We start from the raw sequence: 23,556 nt of genomic DNA, 5'->3' as shown, positions 1-23,556 counted from the left end.
AGCGCTTCCTCGTTCAGGATCTCGAAGTTCGGGATGTTGCGCTGGATGAAGCGCGCGGTCTCGAAGCTGATCGCGGTGCGTTCCGCCCGGCGGCTCGCGCCGCCTCCACTGCGCGACCGGCGCCCTGCAACTTCGTTCATGGTCCACCTCCGGGGGATGTTTGCCGCCCTTATGCCGCCAATCGCGCCGCCACCTCTCCCCGAAACCGGCCAATCCTTTCCAAAAGCGACATCCTCATTGCCCGTCTGCGACGTGGCGGAGGACGGAATTTTTCGGCGAAAAGTTTCGGCCGGCCTGCCCTGCCCTTGCGATTCCGCGGCCCAAAGGCTACGCGGGCGCATGAGCCAGACACACGATCGCCTTCTCATCATCGACTTCGGCAGCCAGGTGACGCAACTGATCGCGCGGCGCCTGCGCGAGTTGAACGTCTATTGCGAAATCCACCCCTACAACCGGATCGACGACGCCTTCCTGAAGGCCTTCGCGCCGAAGGCGGTGATCTTCTCCGGCGGCCCGGCTTCGGTCTACTGGGAGAACGCGCCGATGCCCCCGAAGGGCGTGTTCGACCTTGGCGTGCCGATCCTTGGGATCTGCTATGGCCAGCAGGTGATGATGCATTGCCTTGGTGGCCAGGTCGAAGGCGGCCACGGCACCGCCGAGTTTGGCCGCGCCTTCGTGACACCCACCGACCTGACGCATCCGATCCTCGCCGGCTGGTTCCCGCCCGAGGACGGCTCCCAGGCGCGCGAGCAGGTCTGGATGAGCCACGGCGACCATGTCTCGAAACTCGCGCCCGGCTTCCAGGTCCTCGGCACCTCGCCCAACGCGCCCTTCGCCATCACCGCCGACCCCGAGCGGCATTTCTACGCCGTCCAGTTCCACCCCGAGGTGCACCACACCCCCAAGGGCGCGAAGCTCTACGAGAACTTCGTCAGGCTGGCGGGCTTCAAGGGCGACTGGACCATGGGCGCCTACCGCGAGGAGGCGATCCGCAGGATCCGGGAACAGGTCGGCGGCGCCAAGGTCATCTGCGGGTTGTCCGGGGGCGTGGATTCGTCCGTGGCGGCGGTCCTGATCCACGAAGCGATCGGCGACCAGTTGACCTGCGTCTTCGTCGATCATGGGCTTCTGCGGCTGGGTGAGGCGGAGCAGGTCGTCAGCATGTTCCGCGACCACTACAACATGCCCTTGATCCATGCCGACGAGAGCGAGCTGTTCCTCGGCGCGCTGGAGGGGGTTTCCGACCCCGAGGTCAAGCGCAAGACCATCGGCAAGCTGTTCATCGACGTGTTCCAGAAGCACGCGAAGGCGGTGGGCGGCGCGGAGTTCCTGGCGCAGGGCACGCTCTACCCCGATGTGATCGAATCGGTCAGCTTCTCGGGTGGGCCTTCGGTCACGATCAAGTCGCACCACAACGTCGGCGGGTTGCCGGAGAAGATGGGGCTGAAACTGGTCGAACCCCTGCGCGAGCTTTTCAAGGACGAGGTCCGCGCGCTTGGCCGCGAGCTTGGCCTGCCGCAGACGTTCATCGGCCGTCACCCCTTCCCCGGCCCCGGCCTTGCCATCCGCTGCCCGGGCGAGATCACCCGCGAGAAGCTGGACATCCTGCGCCGGGCCGATGCGGTCTATATCGATCAGATCCGCAAGCATGGGCTTTACGACGAGATCTGGCAGGCCTTCGCCGCGATCCTGCCGATGCGGACCGTGGGCGTGATGGGCGACGGCCGGACCTACGACTACGCGCTGGCCCTGCGGGCGGTGACCAGCGTCGATGGCATGACTGCCGATTACTATCCGTTCACCCACGACTTTCTTGGCGAGACCGCTACGCGGATCATCAACGAGGTCAAGGGGATCAACCGGGTCTTCTACGACTGCACCTCGAAGCCGCCGGGAACGATCGAACTGGAATGATGCCTCCTCGATGACTTCGTCCCTCGTCGGCCGGGCGGTCCCGCGACGAGAAGACGAAGTCGCACGAGGAGCAGGCGCTAGAACCGCCCATGGCGGCTGATTTCTGCCACGGGCCTGCGTGAACTCGGCTTTTCGCGGGCTTGCAGGTCTTCAGGCAGAGCCTCGGCCGCGCCCTGTTCGCCCACCGCCACAACACATTGCAGCGTGTGGCCCGCAGGCAAGCCGACCGCCTGGGCCAGCCTGTCCCTGTCGAACCCGCCCATGGCATGGGCGACAAGTCCCATCGCATGGGCCTGCAAGGCGAGGCTCATCCAGGCCGCCCCGGTGTCGAAGCCGGCGGTTCGGTTCGCCACCTCCGCTCCCTCGCGGTTGGTGACGGCGTCCTTCGAGGCCACCACGATCAGCGCGCCCGCGCGCCCGGCCCACACCAGGTTGTTCCCGGTCAATGCCTGGTGGATCGCCGCGAAGGCGGGCTCTCCGGCTCTGGCCCAGACGAAGCGCCAGGGCTGGTGGTTCGAGGCCGAGGGCGCCCAGCGGGCGGCTTCGAGGAGCGACATCACCTCGGCCTCGGACAGCGCCCGGCCGGTAAAGGACCGCGGCGACCAGCGGTCGGTAAACTGCGCCGCGACCGGGTGGTCGGGCTGGCGGGCATGGATCGCATCGAGGCTCATCGTCGAATTCTCCTGTGGCATGCGCTTGCAAATAGGGCGCGCCCACAGGACGGACAACCGCCCTCCATTGCCTGCATCTGTGCCTCGCTGCACAGCTGCCCCGGTTCCTCCGGCTCGGGCTGGACAATTGCCGAAGCCGCGGCGACTGTGCCGCGATGACCAGCACCTACCGCCCGCTTGCCGCTGCCGCCTGGATGACCGGTGCCATCGCCGCCTTCACCGCCATGGCCATCGCCACACGGCAGATCAAGGGCGCACATGATACGTTCGAGATCCTGGCCTTCCGGTCGATGATCGGCTGGGTGATCGTCGTCGCAGTCGGCCTGATGCTTGGCCAGACAGGCAGGATCCGCACCGACCGGCTGGGCAGCCATGTGCTGCGCAACCTCTTTCACTTCACCGGCCAGTCGCTGTGGTTCTGGGCGATCACCCTGATCCCGCTGGCCCAGGTCTTCGCGCTGGAGTTCACCTCGCCGATCTGGGTGATCCTCTTGTCGCCGCTCTTTCTGGGAGAGCGCCTGACCCGGCGAAAGCTTGCCGCCGCGGCGCTTGGGTTCGCCGGCGTGCTGATCGTCGCGCGTCCCGGGTTCGGTACCCTGGAACCCGGGGTGCTAGCGGCGGCGGCGGCGGCCGTGTTCTTCGCGGCGACCACGATGATGACCAAGGCGCTGACCCGAGGCGAGGCAATCATCTCGATCCTGTTCTGGCTGACGCTGATGCAGGCGGTGCTGGGCACAGTGGCGATGGTGCTGATGGGGCCGGTGGCGCTTCCGACCGCGGCGACGCTGCCCTGGCTGGGGCTGATCGCGGTGGCAGGGATCAGCGCACATCTCTGCCTGACGACTGCGCTCAGCCTTGCGCCGGCAAGCGTGGTCGTCCCGGTGGATTTCGCGCGCCTGCCGATCATCGCGGCGGTCGGCGCCTTGTTCTATGCCGAGCCGATCGAGCCGACGCTGTTCCTTGGCGCCGGGCTGATCTTCGCGGGAATCTGGCTGACGCTGAAACGAAACGGGGCGAGTGGGGCCCCCGCGCCACAGGGGCAGATGGTCACAAAACCGTGACGTGGCGTCATTGATTGACCCGTTCTCCGCGGGCGCATAGCGTTTTCCCCGGGGAGAGTCCCGGTGCGGGACATCAGTTCGAGGGAAGAGCACAATGAAACGAATTCTCATGGCGTCTGTCGCCGTCCTTGGGGCAGCATCGGGCGCGACGGCCGGGGGGATCGACCGTTCGGGCCAGGGCCTTGGCGCGCTGTTCGAGAAGGGCCGCTACCTGGAACTGTCCTTCGGCCTGGCCTCGCCTACCATCGAAGGCCGGGACGTGGCCACGGCGCCGACCGGGGACGTGGCCGGCACCTACACGCAGCTCGGCTTCAGCTACAAGTACGACATCAACGACCAGCTTTCGATGGCGCTGAATGTCGATCAGCCCTTCGGCGCCGACATCCAGTATGCCCTGACCTCGCCGCTGCTGGGCGGAACCACGGCCCAGGCAGAGACCTATGCCGTCACGGGCATCCTGCGCTACAAGTTCAACGAGGCATTCTCGGTCCATGGCGGCCTGCGCATGCAGCACGCCAAGGGCAACATCCGGCTTCAGGGTTTGGCCTATGGTCCGCTGTCGGGCTATGACGTGCAACTCGCCGGCGACTGGGCACCGGGCTACCTGATCGGCGTCGCCTACGAGAAGCCCGAGATCGCCCTGCGCATCGCGCTGACCTACAATTCGGCGATCAAGCACGAGATGGGCACCACCCAGACCATCATCCCGCCGGCCACCGGGACCGTGACCGAGGTCGAGACGCCGCAGACCGTCAACCTCGACTTCCAGACGGGTGTCGCCAAGGACACGCTGGTCTTTGGCCAGATTCGTTGGGCAGATTGGTCGAACTTCCTGATCGACCCGGTGAACTTCCCCGGCAACGGCCTGGTGGAGCTTGAGGATACCGTGACCTATACCCTTGGCGTGGCGCGCCGGTTCAACGAGAACTGGGCCGGGTCCTTCTCGATCAACTACGAGGGCAAGGGCACCGACGACCTGGTCTCGCCGCTCGCGCCCACCAACGGGCGTATCGGCGCCACGATCGGCGCGGTCTATACCATGGACAACATGAAGATCACCGCCGGGATCAACTATACGAAACTGGGCGATGCGCGCCCCGAGACCGGCACGCCGGACACCGCCCGCGCCTCGATGACCGGGAACTCGGTCGTCGGCGTCGGGATCAAGGTCGGCTGGTCCTTCTGAGCCAGCCCAAGCCATGCGCGAACCCCGCCCCTTCCGGGCGGGGTTTTGCATTGTGAAGCCGCCGCACGGGCGCTAAGACCGGCGCCGGGGGTGACGCGATGATCTACCGTTCGGGACAGGACTATCTGGCGGCTCCGCGCAAGCGGATCCTCTTGTTCGGCATGTCGGGGCTGGGAAAGACCCGGCTTTCCAACCTCTTGCGCGACCACGGCGACTGGTTCCACTACTCGGTCGATTACCGGATCGGCACCCGCTACATGGGCGAATACATCGCCGACAACTTCAAGCGCGAAGCGATGAAGGTGCCGCTCCTGCGCGAGCTTCTGATGACCGACAGCGTCTATATCGCCTCGAACATCACATTCGACAACCTCGCGCCCCTGTCCACCTACCTCGGCAAGCCCGGCGATCCGGCCCGGGGCGGCCTGCCCTTCGCCGAATACATGAAGCGGCAGGATCAGCACCGCCAGGCCGAGATCGCAGCGACGCTGGACACCGCCCGGTTCATGGAGCGCGCCGAGGACATCTACGGCTATCCGCATTTCGTCTGCGACACCTCCGGCTCGATCTGCGAGGTGGTGGAGCCGGACAACCCCGACGACCCGGTGATGCGCCAGCTGGCCGAGACGCTGCTGATGGTCTGGATCAAGGGGTCGGACGCGCATACCGCAGAATTGGTCCGCCGGTTCGACCGCGCGCCGAAGCCGATGTACTACCAGCCGCACTTCCTTCATGCGGCGTGGGAAGAATACCGCGCAACCCATTCTGTTTCCGAGGAAAGCTGCGATCCCGACCATTTCGTGCGCTGGACCTATGCCCGGGCCCTCGCCCACCGCCAGCCGCGCTATGCCGCCATGGCGCGCTGGGGGGTGACGGTGACGGCCGAAGAGGTGGGCGAAGTGCAAAGCGCCGCAGATTTCGACCGGCTCATGGCCTTGGCGATCGACCGGGCGGGCCCTTGAACTCGCCGCCGAGCGCCTCTAGCTTCCTGCCTTCTTCACCGGAACCAGACCATGCCGATCACCCTGCCCGAAACCCTGCCCGCCTTCGACGTGCTGAGGTCCGAGGGCGTCATGGTCATGACCCCCGACCGCGCGGCGCATCAGGATATCCGGCCCCTGAAGATCGGCCTCCTGAACCTGATGCCGAAGAAGATCCAGACCGAGAACCAGTTCGCCCGGCTGATCGGCGCCACGCCCCTGCAGATCGACCTGCACCTGATCCGCATGACCAGCCACGAGACGCGGAACACCGCGGCCGAGCACATGGCAACCTTCTACCGCCCCTTCCAGGCGGTGAAGGGCGAAAAGTTCGACGGCCTCATCATCACCGGCGCGCCGATCGAGCATCTGCCCTTCGAGGAAGTCACCTACTGGGATGAACTGTGCGAGGTCTTCGACTGGACCCAGACCAACGTGCAGTCCACCTTCGGCGTCTGCTGGGGCGGCATGGCGATGATCTACCATTTCCACGGCGTGCAGAAGCACATGCTGCCGGCAAAGGCCTTCGGCTGCTTCCGCCACCAGAATCTTGCGCCGACTTCCCCCTACCTGCGCGGGTTCTCGGACGATTTCGTCATCCCCGTCAGCCGCTGGACCGAGATGAAGCAGGCCGAGATCGACGCCGCCCCCGGCCTGAAGACCCTGCTTGGCAGCGACGAGGTCGGCCCCTGCCTGGTCGAGGATGCGGCGCACCGGGCGCTCTACATCTTCAACCACTTCGAATACGACAGCGATACGCTGAAACAGGAATACGACCGCGACGTGGCCAATGGCACGCCGATCAACGTGCCGGTCAACTACTATCCCGATGACGACCCGTCGCGCCCGCCGCTGAACCGTTGGCGGAGCCACGCACATCTTCTATATGGCAACTGGATCAACGAGATCTACCAGTCCACGCCATATGATATCGAAGCGATTGGCCGCTAGTTTCCTCATCGCTGCCCTGGGCCTCGCCGGTGTCACCCACTGGCGGGCCGCGGCGCGCGAGGCCGCCGCCGAGGCCGCCTTTCCGCCCAGCGGACAGTTCGTGACCGTGGATGGCCTGCGGCTGCACTACGAGACGGCCGGCAGCGGCCCCGATCTGGTGCTGATCCACGGCGCCTCGGGGTCCTTGCGCGACCTGACCTTCGCCCTGCGCGACCGGCTGACCGACCGCTACCGGGTCACCGTGGTGGACCGGCCCGGCCTGGGCCATTCCGACCACCTGCCCGAGACCAGCCTGCGCGCGCAGGCGCGACACATCAAGGCGGGCCTCGCGCAGCTGGGGATCGTCGATCCGGTGGTTCTGGGCCAAAGCTACGGCGGCTCTGTCGCCCTGGCCTGGGCGCTCGAGGGCGGGCCGCGGGCGCTGGTGCTGGTCGCAAGCCCCTCGATGCCCTGGCCGGGCAAGCTCGACCCCTGGTACCGGGTGACCTCGACGGCGATCGGCCGGGCGCTGGCGGTGCCGCTGGCCTCGGCCTGGGTACCGGACAGCTATGTGCGGCAGGCGACCGCCGCAGTCTTTGCCCCGGACCCGGTGCCGCCCGGCTATGACGCCTGGCTGGGCGCGGCGCTGACCCTGCGGCGCGAGACGCTGGCCGCCAACACCGCACAGGTCAACGCGCTGCGCGCCGAGCTGGTGACGATGGAGCCCCGCTATCCCGCGCTGACCCTGCCGGTGGAACTGGTGCACGGCACCGCCGACACCATCGTGCCGCTCTCCATCCATTCCGGCCCGGTCTCGGACCTCTTGCCCAACGCGCGCCTGGCGGTGATCGAGGGTGCCGGGCACATGCCGCACCATTCCCACCCCGACAGGGTGATCGAGGCCATCGACCGCGCCAGCGAAAATTGGTGACACTATAAGTTACGCTAATTGACAGGCTGCTAGTTTGATGTCACATATGATGTCATCAAATGAGAGGCGACGATGTCCGGTTCCCCCCGACCCTACAGATCCGCGCTGCGCGAAGAGCAGGCCAAGGCGACGCGCGAGCGGATCCTGGCGGCGACCATCGACCTCATGCAGGCCGAGGAAGACGCCTCGATGGACGCCATCGCCAGGGCAGCCGGGGTGGAACGCCGCACCGTCTTTCGCCACTTCGAAACCCGCGAGGCGCTGCTGGCCGAAGCCTTCCAGTGGCTGAATGACCGGCTGGGCGTCACCATCGCGCCCGGCGACCCGGCGGCGCTGGCCCAGGCGATCCGCGAAGGCTTTGCCCGGATGGACAGCCTGGAAGGCGCGGTCCGGGCCGGCCTGCACAGCCGGGCGGGCCGCGACATGCGCCTGTCGCAGCTTCCCCGTCGTCGCGCGGCCTTCTCGGCCAGCCTGGCGCCGGTGACGGCCAACCTGTCCCCGGCCGAAAAGGCGCGGATCGAGGCTCTGGCCCATCTTCTCTACAGCGCCGCCGCCTGGGAGGTGCTGAAGGACTATGGCGGTCTGACCGGCGCGGAAGCCGGCCAGACCGCAGCCTGGGCGCTGGAACGGCTTCTGTCCGCTGCCGCCAGCCCCGCCAGTGACGCGGACTGATCACCACCTGAAGGACATGACCATGACGATCACGATTACCCCGCGCGAGCGGATTGAGACCCATTGGGTCGTCACCGACCACCTGCGCTTTCTGGGCCAGCTGCCCGGCACCGCGAACCACCTGATCGAGGTCGAGGCGCCTCCCGGTTCCGGCACCCCGCCGCACACCCATGCTTCGCCCGAACTGTTTGCCGTGGTCGAGGGCACCCTGACCGTCCGCAGCTTTGGCCCCCAGGGCGTGACGACGATCCGCCTGAACCCCGGCGAAAGTGCGGCGATCAGCAGCATGGAACCGCACAACTATGCCAACGAAAGCGATGCGCCGGTCCGCTTTCTGGTGATGCTGGACGACAGCATGATCGCCTTCTTCCGCGACATCGGCCGCGACACCCCCCTTGCCCCGGGCGAGGCGCCCGACTTTCCCGCAATCGGCGCCGCGATGGCCCGGCACGGGATCGGCATGGTCGCCCCTCCCGGTTGATCGTGCCTGCTTCCTTCTGCCCGGCAATCCCTCTACTCTGCCGCGCAGGAGGACCTACCCATGACCCAGCTTCCCTTTGACGGCGCCATCAGCCGCTATTTCCGCGAAGGCGCGCCGAAAGAGGTGCGCAAGGCGATCGAAGCGGCGGACAAGGACGATATCCTGACGTCCTCCTACCCCTACCGGGAGGAGATGAAGGGCAAGGACTACGACCGCCACATGGCGGCGCTGCAGATCGAGCTGGCGAAGATGCAGGCCGGGATCAGGGCTTCCGGGCAACGGCTGATCGTGGTCTTTGAGGGCCGCGACGCGGCCGGCAAGGGCGGCACGATCAAGGTCACGACCGAGAATCTCAATCCCCGCCAGGCCTATGTCGTGGCGCTGTCCAAGCCCACGGAACGCGAAAGCCAGCAATGGTATTTCCAGCGCTATGTGGACTGGTTCCCTGCCCGGGGCGAGATCGCGCTCTTTGACCGCAGCTGGTACAACCGGGCCATGATCGAGCATGTCTTCGGCTTCTGCACCCCCGAACAGCGCGAGAAGTTCTTCCGCCAGCTGCCCGAGTTCGAGCAGATGATCGTCGAGGAGGGCATCATCCTGCGCAAGATCTGGCTGGAGGTCGGGCGGGCCGAGCAGCTGAAGCGGTTCCTCGACCGCGAGGGGGATCTTCTGAAGCAGTGGAAGCTGTCCCAGATCGATGTGGACGGGCTGGCGAAGTGGGACGATTATTGCAAGGCCATCGACGAGACGATGGAGCGGTCCCATTTCAAGCATGCGCCCTGGACGGTGATCCTATCCGACGACAAGAAGCGCGCGCGAATCGCGGCGATCCAGACGATCCTCGCCTCGGTGGACTATCCGGGCAAGGATGTCGGCGCGATCGGCCAGATCGACGGGAAGATCTGTGGCGGGCCGAAGCTTCGGGAATGAAGCGCGGGTATCACCACGGCAACCTGCGGCAGGCGCTGGTCGAGGCGGCGCTGGCGCTGATCGCCGAGAAGGGGCCGCAGGGGTTCACGCTGTCCGAGGCCGCGAAGGCGGCGGACGTGACGCCGGCGGCGGTCTATCGGCACTTCGCGGGGCGGGACGACCTGCTGGCCGAGGTCGCGCGGCAGGGGTTCGACATCTTCGCGGCGCTCCTGGAATACGCCTACGACGGCGGGCGGCCCACGCCCCTTGCCGCCTTCGAGGCGACGGGGCGGGCTTACCTGGCCTTCGCGCGGAAATATCCCGGCCACTACCAGGCGATGTTCGAGAGCGGGTTGCAGCCGGGGCAGCATCCGGACCTTGCCCAGGTCGCGGCCAAGGCGCGGGCGACGATGGACCGGGCGGCGGAGGGGCTGGTCCGGGGCCTGCCCGAGGCCCGCAGGCCGCCGGCGAGCATGGTCTCGGCCCATGTCTGGGCAGTCAGCCACGGGGTGGTGGAGCTGTTCCTGCGCGGGAACGGCGGCCCTCAGCCCTGGCCTCCCGAAGACCTCCTGGAGACCGGGATCGGGATCTACCTGCGGGGCCTGGGGCTCTTGTCGCCCGATCGCTGAGCCGATGTGTCCACGGTGGACAATCGCCGATTATCGCTTCAGATCAAAATGTTGCTGGCGGACGTTAGCGGTTTCTTAACCCCGGTCGGCAGGGCCTGCGGCACCGCTCGTCGTTCGACTTCGTCGCTCCTCGCTGCGGCGTCACACGACGAGGAGACGAAGTCGAACGAGGAGTTTCTGCTAGCGGAACAGGACCAGGGCAGAGGGGCTCCAGGCGACGCGGACCTTGTCGCCGACCTCGAGCACCGGGCGGCCGGGCACGTTGCGCATCGAGAGCCGCACCTCGATATCCGTGCCGCCGAGATAGACATCGTAATAGGTCATGTCGCCGAAGTAGATCACCTCGTCGATCACCCCGTCCGTCTCGCGCTCGGTCGCCTTCTGGTCGTCGTAGAGCAGCGTCAGCGTCTCGGGCCGAAGGCCGACCACCGGGCTTTCCCCCTTCGCCGGTGGCGCCATCGAGGCATCGAGCGTCGCCCGGCCCAGCCCCTTGGCCTCGACCTCGACCGACCCGTTGCTTTCCGACAGCACGGTTGCGGGGATGAAGTTCATCGTGCCGATGAAATCCGCCACCTTCTTGGAGTTCGGCCGGCGATACAGCGTCTCGGGATCGGCCAGCTGGGCGATCTCGCCTTCGAACATCACGGCGATGCGGTCGGACATGACCAGCGCCTCTTCCTGGTCATGTGTCACCAGGATGAAGGTGATGCCGACCTGGCGTTGCAGTTTGATCAGTTCGACCTGCATGTGTTCGCGCATCTTCTTGTCGAGCGCGGACAGGGGTTCGTCCAGGAGCAGCACCTTGGGCTTCAGGATCAGCGCGCGGGCCAGCGCCACCCGTTGCCGCTGGCCGCCCGACAGCGCATGCGCGGCGCGGTTGCCATAGCCCTTGAGGCCCACCATCTCGAGCGCCTCGGCCACGGCCTTTGCCTTCTCTTCCTTCGACCGCGGATCCTTGCGCAGGCCGAAGCCCACGTTCTCGGCCACCGACATGTGCGGGAAGATGGCGTAGGACTGGAACACCATGTTTGTCGGGCGCACGTTGGCGGCCACCCCGGCCATGTCCTTGCCGTCGATCATGATGACGCCCGAGGAGATGTCCTCGAACCCGGCGATGGTGCGCAGGAGCGTGGTCTTGCCGCAGCCCGAGGGACCGAGCAGCGAGAAGAACTCTCCGGCCTTGATCGTGCCGTTGATGCCCCGCAGCGCGTGGTAGTCGCCGTAGTATTTGTGGACGTCCTTGAACTCAATCATCGTCGGGCGGTCGTCGGAAAAGGTCACAGGATGCCTCCGGAAGCTTGGCCGCCCGCCTTGGCGATGCCGCGGCGGCGCATGTACTCGGCAAAGCCGAGCAGGATGATGGACATGCAGACCAGCACCGTCCCGAGCGCCAGCATCGAGGGCACCTTGGAGGGGAAGCGGAACTGGCCGAAGATGTAGACCGACAGGATCGGCTGACCCGAGCCGAGGAAGTTCGCGATGATGAATTCGTCGAACGAGATGGTGAAGCAGATGAGGAAACTGGCCAGGATCCCCGGCATCACCAGCGGCAGGATGATGAGGCGGAAGGTGGACCACTGGGTCTCGCCCAGGTCCATCGCCGCCTCTTCCAGCGAGCGGTCGAGCGACTGGAAGGCCGAGGTCAGGATCGCCACGGCGAAGGGCGTGCAGATCAGCACCTGGCCCATGATGACGGTCAGCAGCGACAGGGGCACGCCCATGGACAGAAGCACGACCAGAAGCGACATGGCCACGATCATCTCGGGCAGGACAAGCGGCAACATGATCAGGCCCATGATCGGCGCCTTGCCGGGGAAGCGGTAGCGCACCGAGGCACGGGCGGCGAAGATGCCGAGGATGGTCGAGAGCGTCGCCACCGACAGCGCGATGATGAGGCTGTTCTTGGCCGCGATCCGCAGGTTCTGGTCGTTCCACATCTCGACGAACCAGTCGGTGGTGAAGCCCGAGAGCGGGAAGGATACCACCTTCGAGGCGTTGAAGGCGAAGATCGGCAAGAGGAGGATCGGGCTGTAGAGGAACAGCAGGTAAATGAAGGTGAAGCCGCGCAGCCAGGGAGCCTTCATTTCGAGCCTCCGATGAAGCGGCGGTTCAGGAGCACGAAGACCACGCTGACGATGCCGACCATCAGCATCGAGGCCACGGCGAAGGCCGAACCCTGCGGGTAGTTGCGCAGTTTCAGGAGTGCCGTCTCGATGAAGTTGGCGATCATCGGTTCGCGCCCGTCGCCGACGAGTTTCGGGGTGACATAGTCGCCCACGGTGGGGATGAAGACGATCAGCGCCGCGGCGATCACCCCGGGCATCGACAGGGGCAGCGTGACGCGCAGGAAGGTGACCCAGCGGCTTTCGCCGAGGTCCTGCCCCGCCTCGAGGAGCGAGCGGTCCACCTTTTCCAGGCTGACGAAGATCGGCAGCACCGCGAAGGGCGCATAAGCATGGGCTAGGACGAAGATGATCGCCGGGATGCCGTAGCTGGAGAAGTTGAGCTGGCTGTCCATGATGCCCAGCGACATCAGCGTCTTGTCGAGAAGCCCGTCATAGCCGAGGATCACGAACCAGAGGCTGACGCGGATGATGTAGCTGGTCCAGAACGGGATGGTGATCAGGAACAGCCAGAGGCTCTTGCGGTCTGGCTTGACGTGGAAGCTGACGAAATAGGCCACCGGATAGGCCAGCACCACCGTGATGAAGGTGACGGTGAGCGCGACGAGAAGCGACTTCAGCAGGATGTAGCCATAGACCGGCTTGGACCAGAGCTCGGCATAGTTGTCGATGGTCAGGGGCAAGGAGACGTTGCCGCGCCCGCCGGTCATCACCGAATAGATCAGCACCGTGGCCAGCGGCAGGGCCAGGAGGAGAATCACGTAGATCGCCGTCGGACTGATCAGCTTGAGGCCCGCCCGGGCCTCGGAACGCGGCGTTGCGGCCATGCTTCCCCCTGTCCGGCCGCGCTTCGGCGGCCTTGTGATTTGATCAAACCTAGACCGGATGACCGCGTCTAGGCAAGAGGGCCATCATCCGGCGCCGAAATCAACCCGTCTCAAGGGGCGGGATCGGCCGGGTCGCGGGGGACCCGGCCGCGCCTCAGGAGGCGACACGTTCGATCGCGATCGCCCGTTTCTTCAGCTCGTCGTAAAGCGTCGGCACCACCCGGATCGAGCCGACCGCGACGCGGAGGGCTTCGCTGATGCGCGCTTCGGAGGGGTCGTCGGAGGCCACGCGCCAGATCATGCGCCGGGCGACACCGTCGTCATAGACGATCTCGGTGCTGCCGTGCCGGTTCTTGCGCAAACCAAGGAAATCCGCGCCGCCATGCGGCGCGTGGAAGGTATGTTGAAGTCCCATTGTTCGGGCTCGCTTCTTATCTGCTCGTGCGCGAAGGGTGCGGCAAGGACGGCCGGCCGGTCAATCGGGCTTCCGGGCAAATCCGCGTGAGCGAGTCCCTTATGCAACAGGTCGGGATTTTCAGACCAGGAGGTCCGAGGGCGGACGGGCGAGGAGATCGGCAAGGGTCTGCATCGCGGTCTCGAACGCCTCGCGCGGGAGGGCGGCGGCGATGGCGACGCGCACCGCATTCGGGGCGCGGCCGTGGACGAGGGCATATTCGTCGGCCGAGCGGACCAGCACACCGCGCGCCTCGGCGGTGCGCAGGAAGGTCGAGGCGCGCCAGCCCTGCGGCAGGCGCAGCCAGACGAAGGGCACGCCCGGCTGCCAGCCGAGGTCGAAGGCGCCGAGGTGGTTGACGAGGATTTGCTGGCGGGCGGCGAACTCGGCCTGGACCGCCTCGCGGATGCGCTGCGCGTCGCCCGAGCGGAAGAGGTGCAGCATCAGGTCGGCCACCGGGCGCGACAGGGCGAAGAACCCGTGCTGCGCGGTCAGCCGCCCGGCCTCGCCCATGCCCGCGGGGCAGATCACATAGCCGAAGCGCAGGGCGGCCGAGACGGTCTTGGACACCGAACCCACCAGCCAGACCCGTTCGGGCGCCAGGGCCCGCAAGGACGGGACATCCGAAACGGCGACCGAATAGCAGTCGTCCTCGAGGATCTGGAGGTCGTAACGCCGCGCGATCTCGGCGATTTCCTGCCGGCGTTTCACGGGCATGCGGCCGGTGGTGGGGTTCTGCGCCTCGGTCGTCAGGCACAGGACCTGGGCACCATGGCGGCGACAGGCCGCCTCGAGCGCCGCCGGGACGATGCCCTCTTCGTCGATCTCGACCGGGACGACCTCGGCGCGCGAGGCGCGGGCGGCATAGCGGAAGCCCGGATAGGCCAGTTCCTCGATCAGCACCACGGGCCGCTCGCCGCGCAGGCAGCAGTCGAAGATCAGGGAAATCGCGTTCTGCCCGCCATGGGTAAGCGCCACGTCCTCGGGCCCGACGGGGCCGAGGATGCGGTCGCCCATCCAGCCGACGACCTCGGCGCGCAGGGCGGCCTCGCCCATCTGGCTGGTATAGTCGAGCCAGCCCTGCCCCGTCGTCCCCGCCATGTCGAGGAGCGCCCGCCGGAACGCCTCGGCCTGGCCGACCTCGGGCACCTGGGGCGGGCGGAGATCGACCAGCCCGGTCGCCCCTCCGGTGATCCGCTCGGTGTAGAGCGGCTGGGTCGGCCCCAGCCGCGGCGATTGTGCCGCAACAAAGGTGCCGCGCCCGACCGTGGCCGCCAGCAGCCCCTCCTGCGTCGCAAGCTGGTAGGCCCGCGCCACGGTTCCCGGCGTCAGGTGCAGCCGCCAGGCCAGATCGCGCACCGTCGGCAGCTGCGAATTGGCCGGCAAGACGCCGCTGCGGATCGCATCCCGCAGGGCGCGGGACAGGGCCAGATACTTCGGACCGGGAAATTGACTCAGATCAGGCGCCCAATTTGTATCAGTCACAATAATCCTCTGGCGACTCATTGCGGGGCAGGCATAGATTGTTTCTACCTCATTGAGGCTTTTGTATCAATACAAATCGGAGGAGGCAGCAATGCCCCAGACCCGGATCCAGACCCTTCCGCTGCGCGCCCCGCGGGGCCTTTTCGCGCGCTTCCTGACCGCATTTTCCGCCGCGACCGCCCGCCGCCGCGACCGCCAGCGCCTGTCCCACCTCGACGCGCATCTCTTGCGCGACATCGGTCTTGACGCGCAGGAAGTCCGCCGCGAAATCGCGAAACCCTTCTGGCAGCCCTGAGTGCCAGTTCCCCGAGCGTCCCGACGCTCTTACCCCTGAACTGGGCCGGGTCTTCCCGGCCCTTTTTTCATGTCGGAGCGCTCACGCTTGCGTGAAGTCCCGCCTTGCTTCAGGTTGCACGCGTCCAAGAAGGGCTCAACCATAACGACAAGGGAACCGCGTTCATGCGTGACTTTTTCATCCTGGCTCTGGAGAAGCTCATTGCCGTCATCGTCGTGCTGATGATGATTGCCGTCCTGATTTTCGCCGTCATGGCCATGGGAAGCCCAAAGGGTGGCTTCCTGCAAGGTCTGACGATCCTGGTCATGGGTGGTCTATACGTCATCATGATGGGCGGGATGCTGTATCTCTTCCTCGGCATCTACCACAACACCAAGCGCACCGCCGAACTTCTGGCCGCAAAGGCCTGAGCGCAAAGCAAAAGGCCCGCCACCGGGGCAGGCCTTTCGAACCGGAAAGTCGAGCGATCAGCGCTTCGAGAACTGGAAGGAGCGGCGGGCCTTCGGCTTGCCGTACTTCTTCCGTTCAACGACGCGGCTGTCGCGGGTCAGGAAGCCCGCAGCCTTCAGCGCGCCGCGCAGGCTGGGTTCGTAAAGCTGCAGCGCCTTCGAGATGCCGTGCTTGACCGCACCGGCCTGGCCCGAAAGCCCGCCACCGGCGACGGTCGCATAGACGTCGAACTGGCCTTCCACGTTCGCCACGGTGAATGGCTGCTTCAGGATCATCTGCAGCACGGGACGGGCGAAGTAGACGGCCATCTCCTTGCCGTTGACCACGACCTTGCCCGAACCGGGCTTGACCCAGACGCGGGCGACCGCGTCCTTGCGCTTGCCGGTGGCGTAGGACCGGCCGAGCTTGTCACGCACGGGCTGGCGGGGGGCGGCCTCGACGGCGGCGGGCGCGGAACCCACGGCCGATTTCAGGTCATCGAGGGATTTGATGTCGGCCATGATCACGCGCTCCGGGTGTTCTTCGGGTTCATGGACTTGACGTCCAGAACGGTCGGCTGCTGCGCCTCGTGCGGGTGCTGGCTGCCCGCATAGACGCGCAGGTTGGTCATCTGCTGACGGCCCAGACGGTTGCGGGTGATCATGCGTTCGACCGCCTTGATCACCACGCGCTCGGGATGGGCGCCTTCCAGCACCTGGCGCGCGGTCCGCTGCTTGATGCCGCCCGGATGGCCGGTGTGCCAGTAATAGACCTTGTCGTTGCGCTTGTTGCCGGTCATCTGCACCTTGTCGGCGTTGATGACGATGACGTTGTCACCCATGTCCATGTGGGGGGTGAAGGTCGGCTTGTTCTTGCCGCGCAGGATGTTGGCGACGATCGTGGCAAGGCGGCCCAGAACGACGCCCTCGGCGTCGATCAGGATCCACTTCTTCTCGATGTCCGCCGGGGTAGCGGTGAAGGTTTTCATCGTTATTTCCAATGAAGAAGGGGGCACCACTGCCCCCGGGATCTCGGATGCGGGCTTATCGCCGAACCGGATTGCAGCGTCAAGCACCATACATGACTTTTTTCTGCATGATAACAGGCACTTAAATTAAAGGTATCTTATTACCCCAATCCGTATGGACTTGCCCCTTTCCGAAATACTCTCGCCGAAGGCATCGCGAGCCGGTTGGCCGGAACGGCCAGAGGCGAGATTCGGTCTTGCGCCGCAGGCGCGCGATCCGGCTAGCGCAGCTTCGGCGGGCGCGACGGATCCATCCCCGGGGCCGCAGGTGACAGGTCCTGCACCTGCGGCTCCGGCAGGTCGAAGCGCAGGCCGACCTTCGCCATCGCCGTCGCCGCGGACGAGGCGGCAGCGAGGAACACCACGTCCAGCTCGCCCGCCTCGACGCCCGAAAAGACCAGCGCCTCGTTCATCGCCCGCGCCAGCGCCCCCTCTGCCCCGGGAGCCGCATCGATCAGCGCAAGAAGATGCCCGCGCCGGCCATCGCGGTAGGTCACGCCGGCCAGCAGCGCCGCGACCGCAAGCCCTCCGGCCCGCGCCAGCTTGGCATCCAGCGCCGCGATCACCGCCTCGGGAACCGCGGGGGCGTGGAATTCTTCGGGCAGCGCCTCGACCTCCTCGGGAGCATCTTGCAGCGTCTCGGCCAGCCAGTCCATCGCCTCGGAAGGCAGAAGCATCGACGAGGGCGCGACGCCAAGGTTCACCCCCATGCCGATCCCCTGCCCCTTCAGAAGCCCCGCGATCACCCGTCCCGGCAGCGCCGCGTAAGGCGCGATGCCACCGGTGAAGGCCGCGAGCCGCTCTTCCCGGTCAAAGACCAGCACGACCGGCCCGTCCTCGAGGTCGAAGACCTGCGGCTCCAGCGTCTCGCCCTCGGCCTCTTTCGCCAGCAGCACGACCAGCTCGCCATCGGCCAGCCGCTCGAAGAAGCGCAGGCGCAAGGCCTCGTTCTCGGGCTCGGCCGAGACGGCGGCATGGGCGGCATCCAGCAGCGTCACAAGCTCAGTCATCCATCACCTCCCGCACCCGGGCGCGCAGGGCCGGCAGGATGTCGGCCTCGAACCAGGGATTGCGCTTCAGCCACCCCGTATTCCGCCAGGAAGGATGCGGCAAGGGAAAGACGCCCTGCGCGGCCGGCCCGCGCCAATCCGCCACGGCGGCCGTCACCGCGCGCGGGCCGAGATGCCAGCGGATCGCGGCACCACCGACCAGAAGCGTCAGGCGCGGGGGCCCAAGCGCATCCATGACCCGCTGCCGCCAGGTGGCGGCACAGAGCGGCGGCGGCGGCAGGTCCGCCCCCTTGCCGTCGTAGCCGGGAAAGCAGAAGGCCATCGGGACGATGGCGATGCGGGACCGGTCGTAGAACTCGTCCTCGGTCAGCGCCAGCCACTGCCGCAAGCGGTCGCCCGAGGGGTCGGTGAAGGGCCGTCCGCTGGCATGCACCCGCGCGCCGGGCGCCTGACCGGCGATCAGGATCCGCGCGCCGGGGCGGAACCAGACCACCGGGCGCGGCGCATGGGCGGTCGCCGCCGCGGCAAAGCGGTCGGCACAGCGGCGACAAGCCAGGATCTCGGCAGAAAGGGTCATGGGGGCAACCTGTGGGTCCGGCGCCCGAGATGCAAGACTACTGGTACCCTGCCCCACCGGAAGGCCGCCCTGCCCGGCAATCCCCGCCCATCCGTCACCCGGGCCATTGCGGGCAGGACCATTCCGGGTCAAATGGTCCGACCCTCCAGCCGGACCCTGTCTGATGTATCGTGTCTCCTCCGTCCTGCCCCGTTTCGCGCTTGCGCTACTGGCCGGCGTCATCCTTGCGACGCTCTGGGTCAACCTGGCGCCGGCAAGCTATTACGACGCGATCGAATGGCGGCTTCTCGATCTGGACCTGCCGCGCTGGATGGCCCCGCTGCCGATCAGCCTGACGCCGATGACGCTGGTCTCGGACGGGCTGATGGCCCTGTTCCTGTTCATCGTGGGCAAGGAGCTGTGGGAGGCGCTGGTGGCCGAGCACGGGTCGCTGCGCGGCCGGCAGGCGGCCCTGCCTGCGGGCATGGTGCTGGGTGGCCTGGCCGGCGCGGCCCTGGTCTGGATCCTGAGTGCAAGCCTGATCGAGACCGCCGAGGAGGCGGGCTTTGCCACCGGCTGGCAGGTGCCGCTGGGGTCGGATGTGGTGCTGTGCTACCTGATCGGGCGCGCCGTCTTCGGCCAGGGGCACCCGGCGCTGCACCTGCTGCTGCTTCTGGCTGTCGCGACCGACATCCTGGCGCTGCTGGTCCTCGGCCTGTCGCAGCCCCTCGTCTCGCTGAGGCTGGTGTGGCTGGCCCTGCCGGCCCTTGCCGCGCTGGCGGTCTGGGGGGTCTACGGGCGCGCGCTGCCGGCGGAGGCGCCCGAACGGCTCCGCCAGGCCCGCAGCCGCCTTTGGCCCTATGTCCTGGCCGGGGTCCTGTCCTGGATCGGCATGGCCGCCGCCGGCCTGCCGCCGGTGCTGGGCCTCTTGCCGGTGATCCCGGCGATCGCCCATGCCGACCGCAGCTTCGGCCCCTTCGCCGAGGCCGAGGAACTGCTGCACGACCCGCTGAACCGGCTGGCCCATGCCCTGTCCTGGCCGCTGACCGCGACCCTTTTCCTGTTCGGCCTGACGCGCGGCGGCGTCGATCTTGCGGCCTTCGCGCCGACCACCGTCACGACGCTGGCCGCCCTGTGGATCGGAAAACCCCTGGGCATGCTGGTCCTCGGCCTCGGAACGATCGCGGTGCTGGGCCTGAAGCTGCCGCCCGGCATCAGCCTGCGCGACATCCTGCGCGTGGTCGTGGTTCTTGCGCCTGGCTTCACCGTTCCGGTCCTGGCCCTGGACAGCGCGCTGCCGGGGGGAGCGATGCAGGAGGCGGCACGGCTCGGGCTGGCCATCAGCCTTCTGGCCGGCGCGCTGGCCCTCCTGCTGCCGGCAGGCAGGCGGCCGGATCGGCGCACGGATGCGTGAACCGGGCGCCATTCCCCGCAGGCAAGCGCCTCTGGCCCGCCCGCGGCCCTTTTAAGGCCACAAACGCGATGTTAACGATATGGCCGTAGGCAAGAGCGCAGACGTCCGACCCACGGGCGCCGAGGCCGTGATGATCGAGTTCCAAAACGTGTCGAAATCCTTCTGGACGGGAACGCAGCGCAAGGTGATCCTTGACCGCGCCTCGTTCCGGGTCGAACTCGGCAACTCGCTTGGCATCCTGGCCGCGAACGGCACCGGCAAGACCACGATCATCAACATGATGGCGGGCCTGGAAAAACCCGACGAAGGCTCGATCCGCAAGACCTCGCGCGTGTCCTTTCCGCTGGGCTTCATGGGCGGAGTGAACGGCAAGCACTCGGCCAAGGAAAACTGTCGCTACATCGCGCGGCTCTACGGCCTCGACCCCGATTACGTCGAAAGCTTCTGCCGCTGGGTCTGCGGGCTGGGCGAATATTTCGAGATGCCGCTGTCCACCTATTCCTCGGGCATGCGCTCGCGCTTTTCCTTTTCGCTGCTGTTGGCGATCGAGTTCGACATCTACCTGATCGACGAGGGCATGCCCGCAACTTCGGATGTCGAGTTCAACCGCAAGGCTGGCAACCTCCTTCAGGAAAGGCTGAAGAACTCCACGGTGGTGATCGTGTCGCACTCGGCCAAGACGCTGGAACGGTTCTGCCGTTCCGCGGCGGTGCTGAAGGACGGCAAGCTGTACCAGTTCGAGACCCTTGAAGAAGCGAAACGGCTCTATGACTACCAATCCTAAGGCCTCGCGCTATCACATCCGCAGGGTCGAGCGGCCCGTGCCATCCGATGCGGGCACCGGCGACGCAGGCGTGTTCGACAACCATGACGACGGATTTGGCAACCTGGACTTCCGGCGCGACGCCGATCGTCCGGCGCCCGCATCGCAGGAAGCCGGCGCCGCGCCCGGCCCCGCGGAGCCGCTGGCCGCCGGGACGCAGCAGTCTGTCCCGCGCGCCGAGACACCGGAAGAGATCGAGGCCGCCCTGGCGGCAATCGCGGCCGAGGGGCTGACCGGCCGCCAGTTGCGGCGCGCGCTGGCGATCGCCGAGAAGCACGGCATGAAGCCGACCTCGGAGTTCGACGCGGTCCGCCAGCTGCGCGAGGCCGGGATCGATCCCTTCTCGCGGGCCTCGCTCTTGCGCGTCGTCAGTTCCAACGGCGAAGCGGCCGGCGGCGGCGCCCGCCCGCCCGGCCCGGACAGCCGGGCGCTGACCCGGCTTCCGGGCGACCAGGTGCAGCTGCCCAAGAAGGTCAAGCCGATCTCGGTTCCCTCCACCGAGCAGCGCGCCGAGATCAACCAGGCCGCCGAGATCCTGCGGATGCAGCAGGACATTGCCCGCCGCCGCCGCCGCCGGCTGGCGCTGCTCGGGGCGCGGCTGTTCGCCTTCGTGCTGCTGCCGACCCTCGTTGCCGGCTGGTATTTCTATGCGATCGCAACGCCGATCTATTCGGTGCGCACCGAGTTCGTGATCCAGCAGGCCGGTCCGACTTCGTCCGGGGGCTCGTTGGGCGGGCTGTTTTCAGGCACCGCCTTCGCGACCTCGCAGGATTCCATCGCCGTGCAGGGTTATCTGCAATCGCGCGAGGCGATGACCAGGCTGGATGCGGATCTCGGCTTCCGCGCGCATTTCCAGGACGCGCGTTTCGACCCCTTGCAGCGACTGGCACCGGATGCCTCGCTGGAGGCGGCCTACAAGGTCTATCGCAAGTTCCTGAAGATCTCGTTCGACACGACCGAGGGCGTGATCCGGATGGACGTGATGGCGGCCGATCCGCAGATCGCGGCCGATTGGTCGCGCCAGCTTGTCAGTTACGCCGAAGGTCAGGTCGATCACCTGACGCAACGGTTGCGCGAGGACCAGATGCGCGACGCCCAGGCCGGCTATGATGCGGCGCAGGAGGCCCTGGTCGCCTCGCAGAAGCGGCTGATCGAGTTGCAGGAGAAGTTCAAGATCCTCTCCACCGACTCCGAGGTCGGGCTGATCGTCGGTCAGATCAGCGGGCTGGAAAGCCAGCTCACGCAGGAGCGTCTGTCGCTGGCACAGATGGAAGCCAACCCCAATCCGAACCAGGCGCGGATGGAACCGGTCAAGCGCCGGATCGCCACGCTGGAAAGCGAGGTCGCCGCGCTGCGCGCCAGGCTGACCGAGAACACCGGCGGCGCGACCAGCCTGGCCGAGGTTCAGGGCGAACTGCTCGTGGCGCAGGCCGACATGCAGACCCGGCAGATGCTGCTGGCCCAGGCGCTGCAGTCGATGGAGACCGCGCGGATCGAGGCCAACCGCCAGGTGCGCTATCTGTCGCTGTCGGTCAGCCCGATCCCGCCGGACGAACCCGCCTATCCGCGCGCCTTCGAGAACACGCTGGTCACCATGTTGATCCTTCTGGGGATTTACCTCATGGTCTCGATGACCGCCGCGATCCTGCGGGAACAGGTCTCGTCGTAGGGACAGCGCATGAAGGATGTGACGATCGGCGGGCTGACCGTCGGCAACGACCGCCCGCTTCTGGTGATCGCGGGGCCCTGCCAGCTGGAAAGCCTGGACCATGCGCAGATGATCGCGGGCCGGATGGCCGAGGCCTGCCGGGCCGCGGGCGCGCAGTATGTGTTCAAGGCCAGCTACGACAAGGCGAACCGCACCTCGCTGTCGGGCAAGCGCGGGCTGGGCATGGAGGCGGGGCTGAAGATCCTGGCCGCGGTACGCGACATGGGGATGCCGGTCCTGACCGATGTCCACGACGCGGGCCAGGCGCGCGAGGCGGCGGTCGTGGTGGACGTGATCCAGATCCCCGCCTTCCTCTGCCGCCAGACCGACCTCCTGCTGGCCGCCGGCGAAACCGGGGCCGTGGTCAACATCAAGAAGGGCCAGTTCCTGGCGCCCTGGGACATGGCGAACGTGGCCGCGAAGGTCGCATCGACCGGCAACGCGCGCATCCTGTTGACCGAGCGCGGGGTGAGCTTCGGCTACAACACGCTGGTGGCCGACATGCGGTCCCTGCCGATCATGGCGCGGACCGGCTGGCCGGTCGTAATGGACGCCACCCATTCGGTGCAGCAACCGGGCGGCCAGGGCACGTCCTCGGGCGGGCAGCGCGAATTCGCCCCGGTCATGGCGCGCGCCGCCGTGTCGCTGGGCATCGCCGGCGTCTTCATCGAGACGCACGAGGCGCCCGACCGCGCGCCCTCGGACGGCCCGAACATGATTCCGCTGGACCAGATGCCGGCGCTGGTGGACAGCCTGATGGCCTTCGACCGGCTGGCCAAGGCCCATCCGTTGCGGGTTTGAAACCGGGCTTCCGGGCGCCACACGGTTCCGCCGTGCCGGATCCAGGTCTGGATCGACGCCATGTGACGCTGGTCGCAGGTCATGCATGCCTGACCGAAGGGTGCGTTCCGACGAGTGCACGCAGTGCTCGAGTAGGAGACGTTGCGCGAGGGGGAAAGGCTGGCTGGGGCGCTAGGATTCGAACCTAGGTATGGCGGTACCAAAAACCGCTGCCTTACCACTTGGCGACGCCCCAACCGT

26 protein-coding genes and 1 tRNA gene are annotated in these 23,556 nt (G+C 66.9%); 16 read left to right on the top strand and 11 right to left on the bottom strand.

What is annotated here, in order from left to right:
• Positions 1-339 precede the first annotated feature (339 nt).
• Complete coding sequence (gene guaA, locus ACK4IU_RS08395; protein WP_409733680.1) at positions 340-1,914, top strand: glutamine-hydrolyzing GMP synthase; 1,575 nt, start codon at positions 340-342, stop codon at positions 1,912-1,914.
• A gap of 77 nt (positions 1,915-1,991) precedes the next feature.
• Here the strand turns inward: guaA and ACK4IU_RS08390 are convergent, their stop codons facing one another.
• Entirely contained in the window at positions 1,992-2,585 is a 594-nt protein-coding gene (locus ACK4IU_RS08390; protein ID WP_409733677.1) for a nitroreductase family protein, read from the bottom strand.
• A gap of 155 nt (positions 2,586-2,740) precedes the next feature.
• On the opposite strand from ACK4IU_RS08390, the gene ACK4IU_RS08385 reads away from it, so the two are divergent.
• The 9 genes from ACK4IU_RS08385 (at position 2,741) to ACK4IU_RS08345 (ending at position 10,364) form a co-directional block, all read left to right on the top strand.
• A complete protein-coding gene (locus ACK4IU_RS08385) occupies positions 2,741-3,646 on the top strand; it encodes a DMT family transporter (RefSeq protein WP_409733674.1) in 906 nt (301 codons plus the stop codon).
• 94 nt (positions 3,647-3,740) lie between these two features.
• A complete protein-coding gene (locus ACK4IU_RS08380) occupies positions 3,741-4,832 on the top strand; it encodes an OmpP1/FadL family transporter (RefSeq protein WP_409733671.1) in 1,092 nt (363 codons plus the stop codon).
• A 98-nt stretch (positions 4,833-4,930) separates the two neighbouring features.
• Positions 4,931-5,794 carry an ATPase gene (locus tag ACK4IU_RS08375; RefSeq protein ID WP_409733668.1) on the top strand — a complete coding sequence of 288 codons (864 nt, stop codon included), beginning with the start codon at positions 4,931-4,933 and terminating at the stop codon, positions 5,792-5,794.
• 51 nt (positions 5,795-5,845) lie between these two features.
• Entirely contained in the window at positions 5,846-6,763 is a 918-nt protein-coding gene (metA, locus tag ACK4IU_RS08370; RefSeq protein WP_409733665.1) for a homoserine O-succinyltransferase, read from the top strand.
• Positions 6,753-7,673 carry an alpha/beta fold hydrolase gene (locus tag ACK4IU_RS08365; protein WP_409733662.1) on the top strand — a complete coding sequence of 307 codons (921 nt, stop codon included), beginning with the start codon at positions 6,753-6,755 and terminating at the stop codon, positions 7,671-7,673. The genes metA and ACK4IU_RS08365 overlap by 11 nt, the downstream gene beginning before the upstream one ends.
• Before the next feature lie 72 nt (positions 7,674-7,745).
• Positions 7,746-8,345: a TetR/AcrR family transcriptional regulator gene (locus ACK4IU_RS08360; RefSeq protein ID WP_409733659.1), complete on the top strand. Its 600-nt coding sequence runs from the start codon at positions 7,746-7,748 to the stop codon at positions 8,343-8,345.
• Positions 8,346-8,367: 22 nt separating this feature from the next.
• Complete coding sequence (locus ACK4IU_RS08355; RefSeq protein WP_409733656.1) at positions 8,368-8,826, top strand: cupin domain-containing protein; 459 nt, start codon at positions 8,368-8,370, stop codon at positions 8,824-8,826.
• 60 nt (positions 8,827-8,886) lie between these two features.
• Positions 8,887-9,756 carry a polyphosphate kinase 2 gene (gene ppk2 / locus ACK4IU_RS08350; RefSeq protein WP_409733653.1) on the top strand — a complete coding sequence of 290 codons (870 nt, stop codon included), beginning with the start codon at positions 8,887-8,889 and terminating at the stop codon, positions 9,754-9,756.
• Positions 9,753-10,364 (top strand): TetR/AcrR family transcriptional regulator, encoded by a 612-nt coding sequence (locus ACK4IU_RS08345; RefSeq protein ID WP_149587077.1) that lies wholly within the window; start codon positions 9,753-9,755, stop codon positions 10,362-10,364. Before ppk2 ends, ACK4IU_RS08345 begins: the two co-directional genes overlap by 4 nt.
• 180 nt (positions 10,365-10,544) lie before the next feature.
• On the opposite strand, the gene ACK4IU_RS08340 is transcribed toward ACK4IU_RS08345, so the two are convergent.
• The 5 genes from ACK4IU_RS08340 to ACK4IU_RS08320 all read right to left on the bottom strand — a co-directional run bounded on the left by ACK4IU_RS08340 (position 10,545) and on the right by ACK4IU_RS08320 (position 15,253).
• Complete coding sequence (locus ACK4IU_RS08340) at positions 10,545-11,618, bottom strand: ABC transporter ATP-binding protein (protein WP_409733704.1); 1,074 nt, start codon at positions 11,616-11,618, stop codon at positions 10,545-10,547.
• A gap of 23 nt (positions 11,619-11,641) precedes the next feature.
• Positions 11,642-12,448 (bottom strand): ABC transporter permease, encoded by an 807-nt coding sequence (locus tag ACK4IU_RS08335; RefSeq protein WP_409733649.1) that lies wholly within the window; start codon positions 12,446-12,448, stop codon positions 11,642-11,644.
• Positions 12,445-13,314, bottom strand: coding sequence for an ABC transporter permease (locus ACK4IU_RS08330; RefSeq protein ID WP_409733646.1), 870 nt, complete (start codon positions 13,312-13,314; stop codon positions 12,445-12,447). The genes ACK4IU_RS08335 and ACK4IU_RS08330 overlap by 4 nt, the downstream gene beginning before the upstream one ends.
• Positions 13,315-13,468: 154 nt before the next feature.
• Positions 13,469-13,729 (bottom strand): hypothetical protein, encoded by a 261-nt coding sequence (locus ACK4IU_RS08325; RefSeq protein ID WP_409733643.1) that lies wholly within the window; start codon positions 13,727-13,729, stop codon positions 13,469-13,471.
• Between the two features lie 120 nt (positions 13,730-13,849).
• Positions 13,850-15,253: a PLP-dependent aminotransferase family protein gene (locus ACK4IU_RS08320; protein WP_409733640.1), complete on the bottom strand. Its 1,404-nt coding sequence runs from the start codon at positions 15,251-15,253 to the stop codon at positions 13,850-13,852.
• A 91-nt stretch (positions 15,254-15,344) separates the two neighbouring features.
• Between ACK4IU_RS08320 and ACK4IU_RS08315 the strand changes: the two genes are divergently transcribed.
• Both ACK4IU_RS08315 and ACK4IU_RS08310 read left to right on the top strand, forming a co-directional pair.
• Positions 15,345-15,548, top strand: a complete 204-nt coding sequence (locus ACK4IU_RS08315; RefSeq protein WP_409733637.1) for a DUF1127 domain-containing protein — start codon at positions 15,345-15,347, stop codon at positions 15,546-15,548.
• 164 nt (positions 15,549-15,712) lie between these two features.
• Positions 15,713-15,958: a hypothetical protein gene (locus ACK4IU_RS08310; protein WP_409733634.1), complete on the top strand. Its 246-nt coding sequence runs from the start codon at positions 15,713-15,715 to the stop codon at positions 15,956-15,958.
• A gap of 57 nt (positions 15,959-16,015) precedes the next feature.
• Here the strand turns inward: ACK4IU_RS08310 and rpsI are convergent, their stop codons facing one another.
• From rpsI to ACK4IU_RS08290, 4 genes are all read right to left on the bottom strand, one after another.
• Positions 16,016-16,498 (bottom strand): 30S ribosomal protein S9, encoded by a 483-nt coding sequence (gene rpsI / locus ACK4IU_RS08305; RefSeq protein WP_409733631.1) that lies wholly within the window; start codon positions 16,496-16,498, stop codon positions 16,016-16,018.
• Positions 16,499-16,500: 2 nt separating this feature from the next.
• Complete coding sequence (gene rplM / locus ACK4IU_RS08300) at positions 16,501-16,965, bottom strand: 50S ribosomal protein L13 (RefSeq protein ID WP_409733628.1); 465 nt, start codon at positions 16,963-16,965, stop codon at positions 16,501-16,503.
• Between the two features lie 260 nt (positions 16,966-17,225).
• Positions 17,226-18,002, bottom strand: a complete 777-nt coding sequence (locus ACK4IU_RS08295) for an SseB family protein (protein WP_409733701.1) — start codon at positions 18,000-18,002, stop codon at positions 17,226-17,228.
• A gap of 4 nt (positions 18,003-18,006) precedes the next feature.
• Positions 18,007-18,591, bottom strand: coding sequence for a uracil-DNA glycosylase family protein (locus tag ACK4IU_RS08290; protein ID WP_409733625.1), 585 nt, complete (start codon positions 18,589-18,591; stop codon positions 18,007-18,009).
• Positions 18,592-18,754: 163 nt separating this feature from the next.
• On the opposite strand from ACK4IU_RS08290, the gene ACK4IU_RS08285 reads away from it, so the two are divergent.
• From ACK4IU_RS08285 to kdsA, 4 genes are all read left to right on the top strand, one after another.
• Entirely contained in the window at positions 18,755-19,984 is a 1,230-nt protein-coding gene (locus tag ACK4IU_RS08285; RefSeq protein ID WP_409733622.1) for a Na+/H+ antiporter NhaA, read from the top strand.
• A gap of 130 nt (positions 19,985-20,114) precedes the next feature.
• Positions 20,115-20,768, top strand: a complete 654-nt coding sequence (locus tag ACK4IU_RS08280; protein WP_409733620.1) for an ABC transporter ATP-binding protein — start codon at positions 20,115-20,117, stop codon at positions 20,766-20,768.
• Complete coding sequence (locus tag ACK4IU_RS08275) at positions 20,752-22,476, top strand: capsule biosynthesis protein (RefSeq protein ID WP_409733617.1); 1,725 nt, start codon at positions 20,752-20,754, stop codon at positions 22,474-22,476. Before ACK4IU_RS08280 ends, ACK4IU_RS08275 begins: the two co-directional genes overlap by 17 nt.
• Positions 22,477-22,485: 9 nt before the next feature.
• Complete coding sequence (gene kdsA, locus ACK4IU_RS08270; RefSeq protein ID WP_409733614.1) at positions 22,486-23,316, top strand: 3-deoxy-8-phosphooctulonate synthase; 831 nt, start codon at positions 22,486-22,488, stop codon at positions 23,314-23,316.
• Between the two features lie 160 nt (positions 23,317-23,476).
• On the opposite strand, the gene ACK4IU_RS08265 is transcribed toward kdsA, so the two are convergent.
• Positions 23,477-23,551: transfer RNA gene (locus tag ACK4IU_RS08265), tRNA-Gln, on the bottom strand.
• Positions 23,552-23,556 lie beyond the last annotated feature (5 nt).

The organism is Tabrizicola flagellatus (genome assembly GCF_046295235.1).
Lineage (GTDB): Bacteria > Pseudomonadota > Alphaproteobacteria > Rhodobacterales > Rhodobacteraceae > Tabrizicola > Tabrizicola flagellata_A.
Note: the sequence above shows the minus strand (reverse complement) of the source record. Positions and strands in the feature narration are given on the sequence as shown.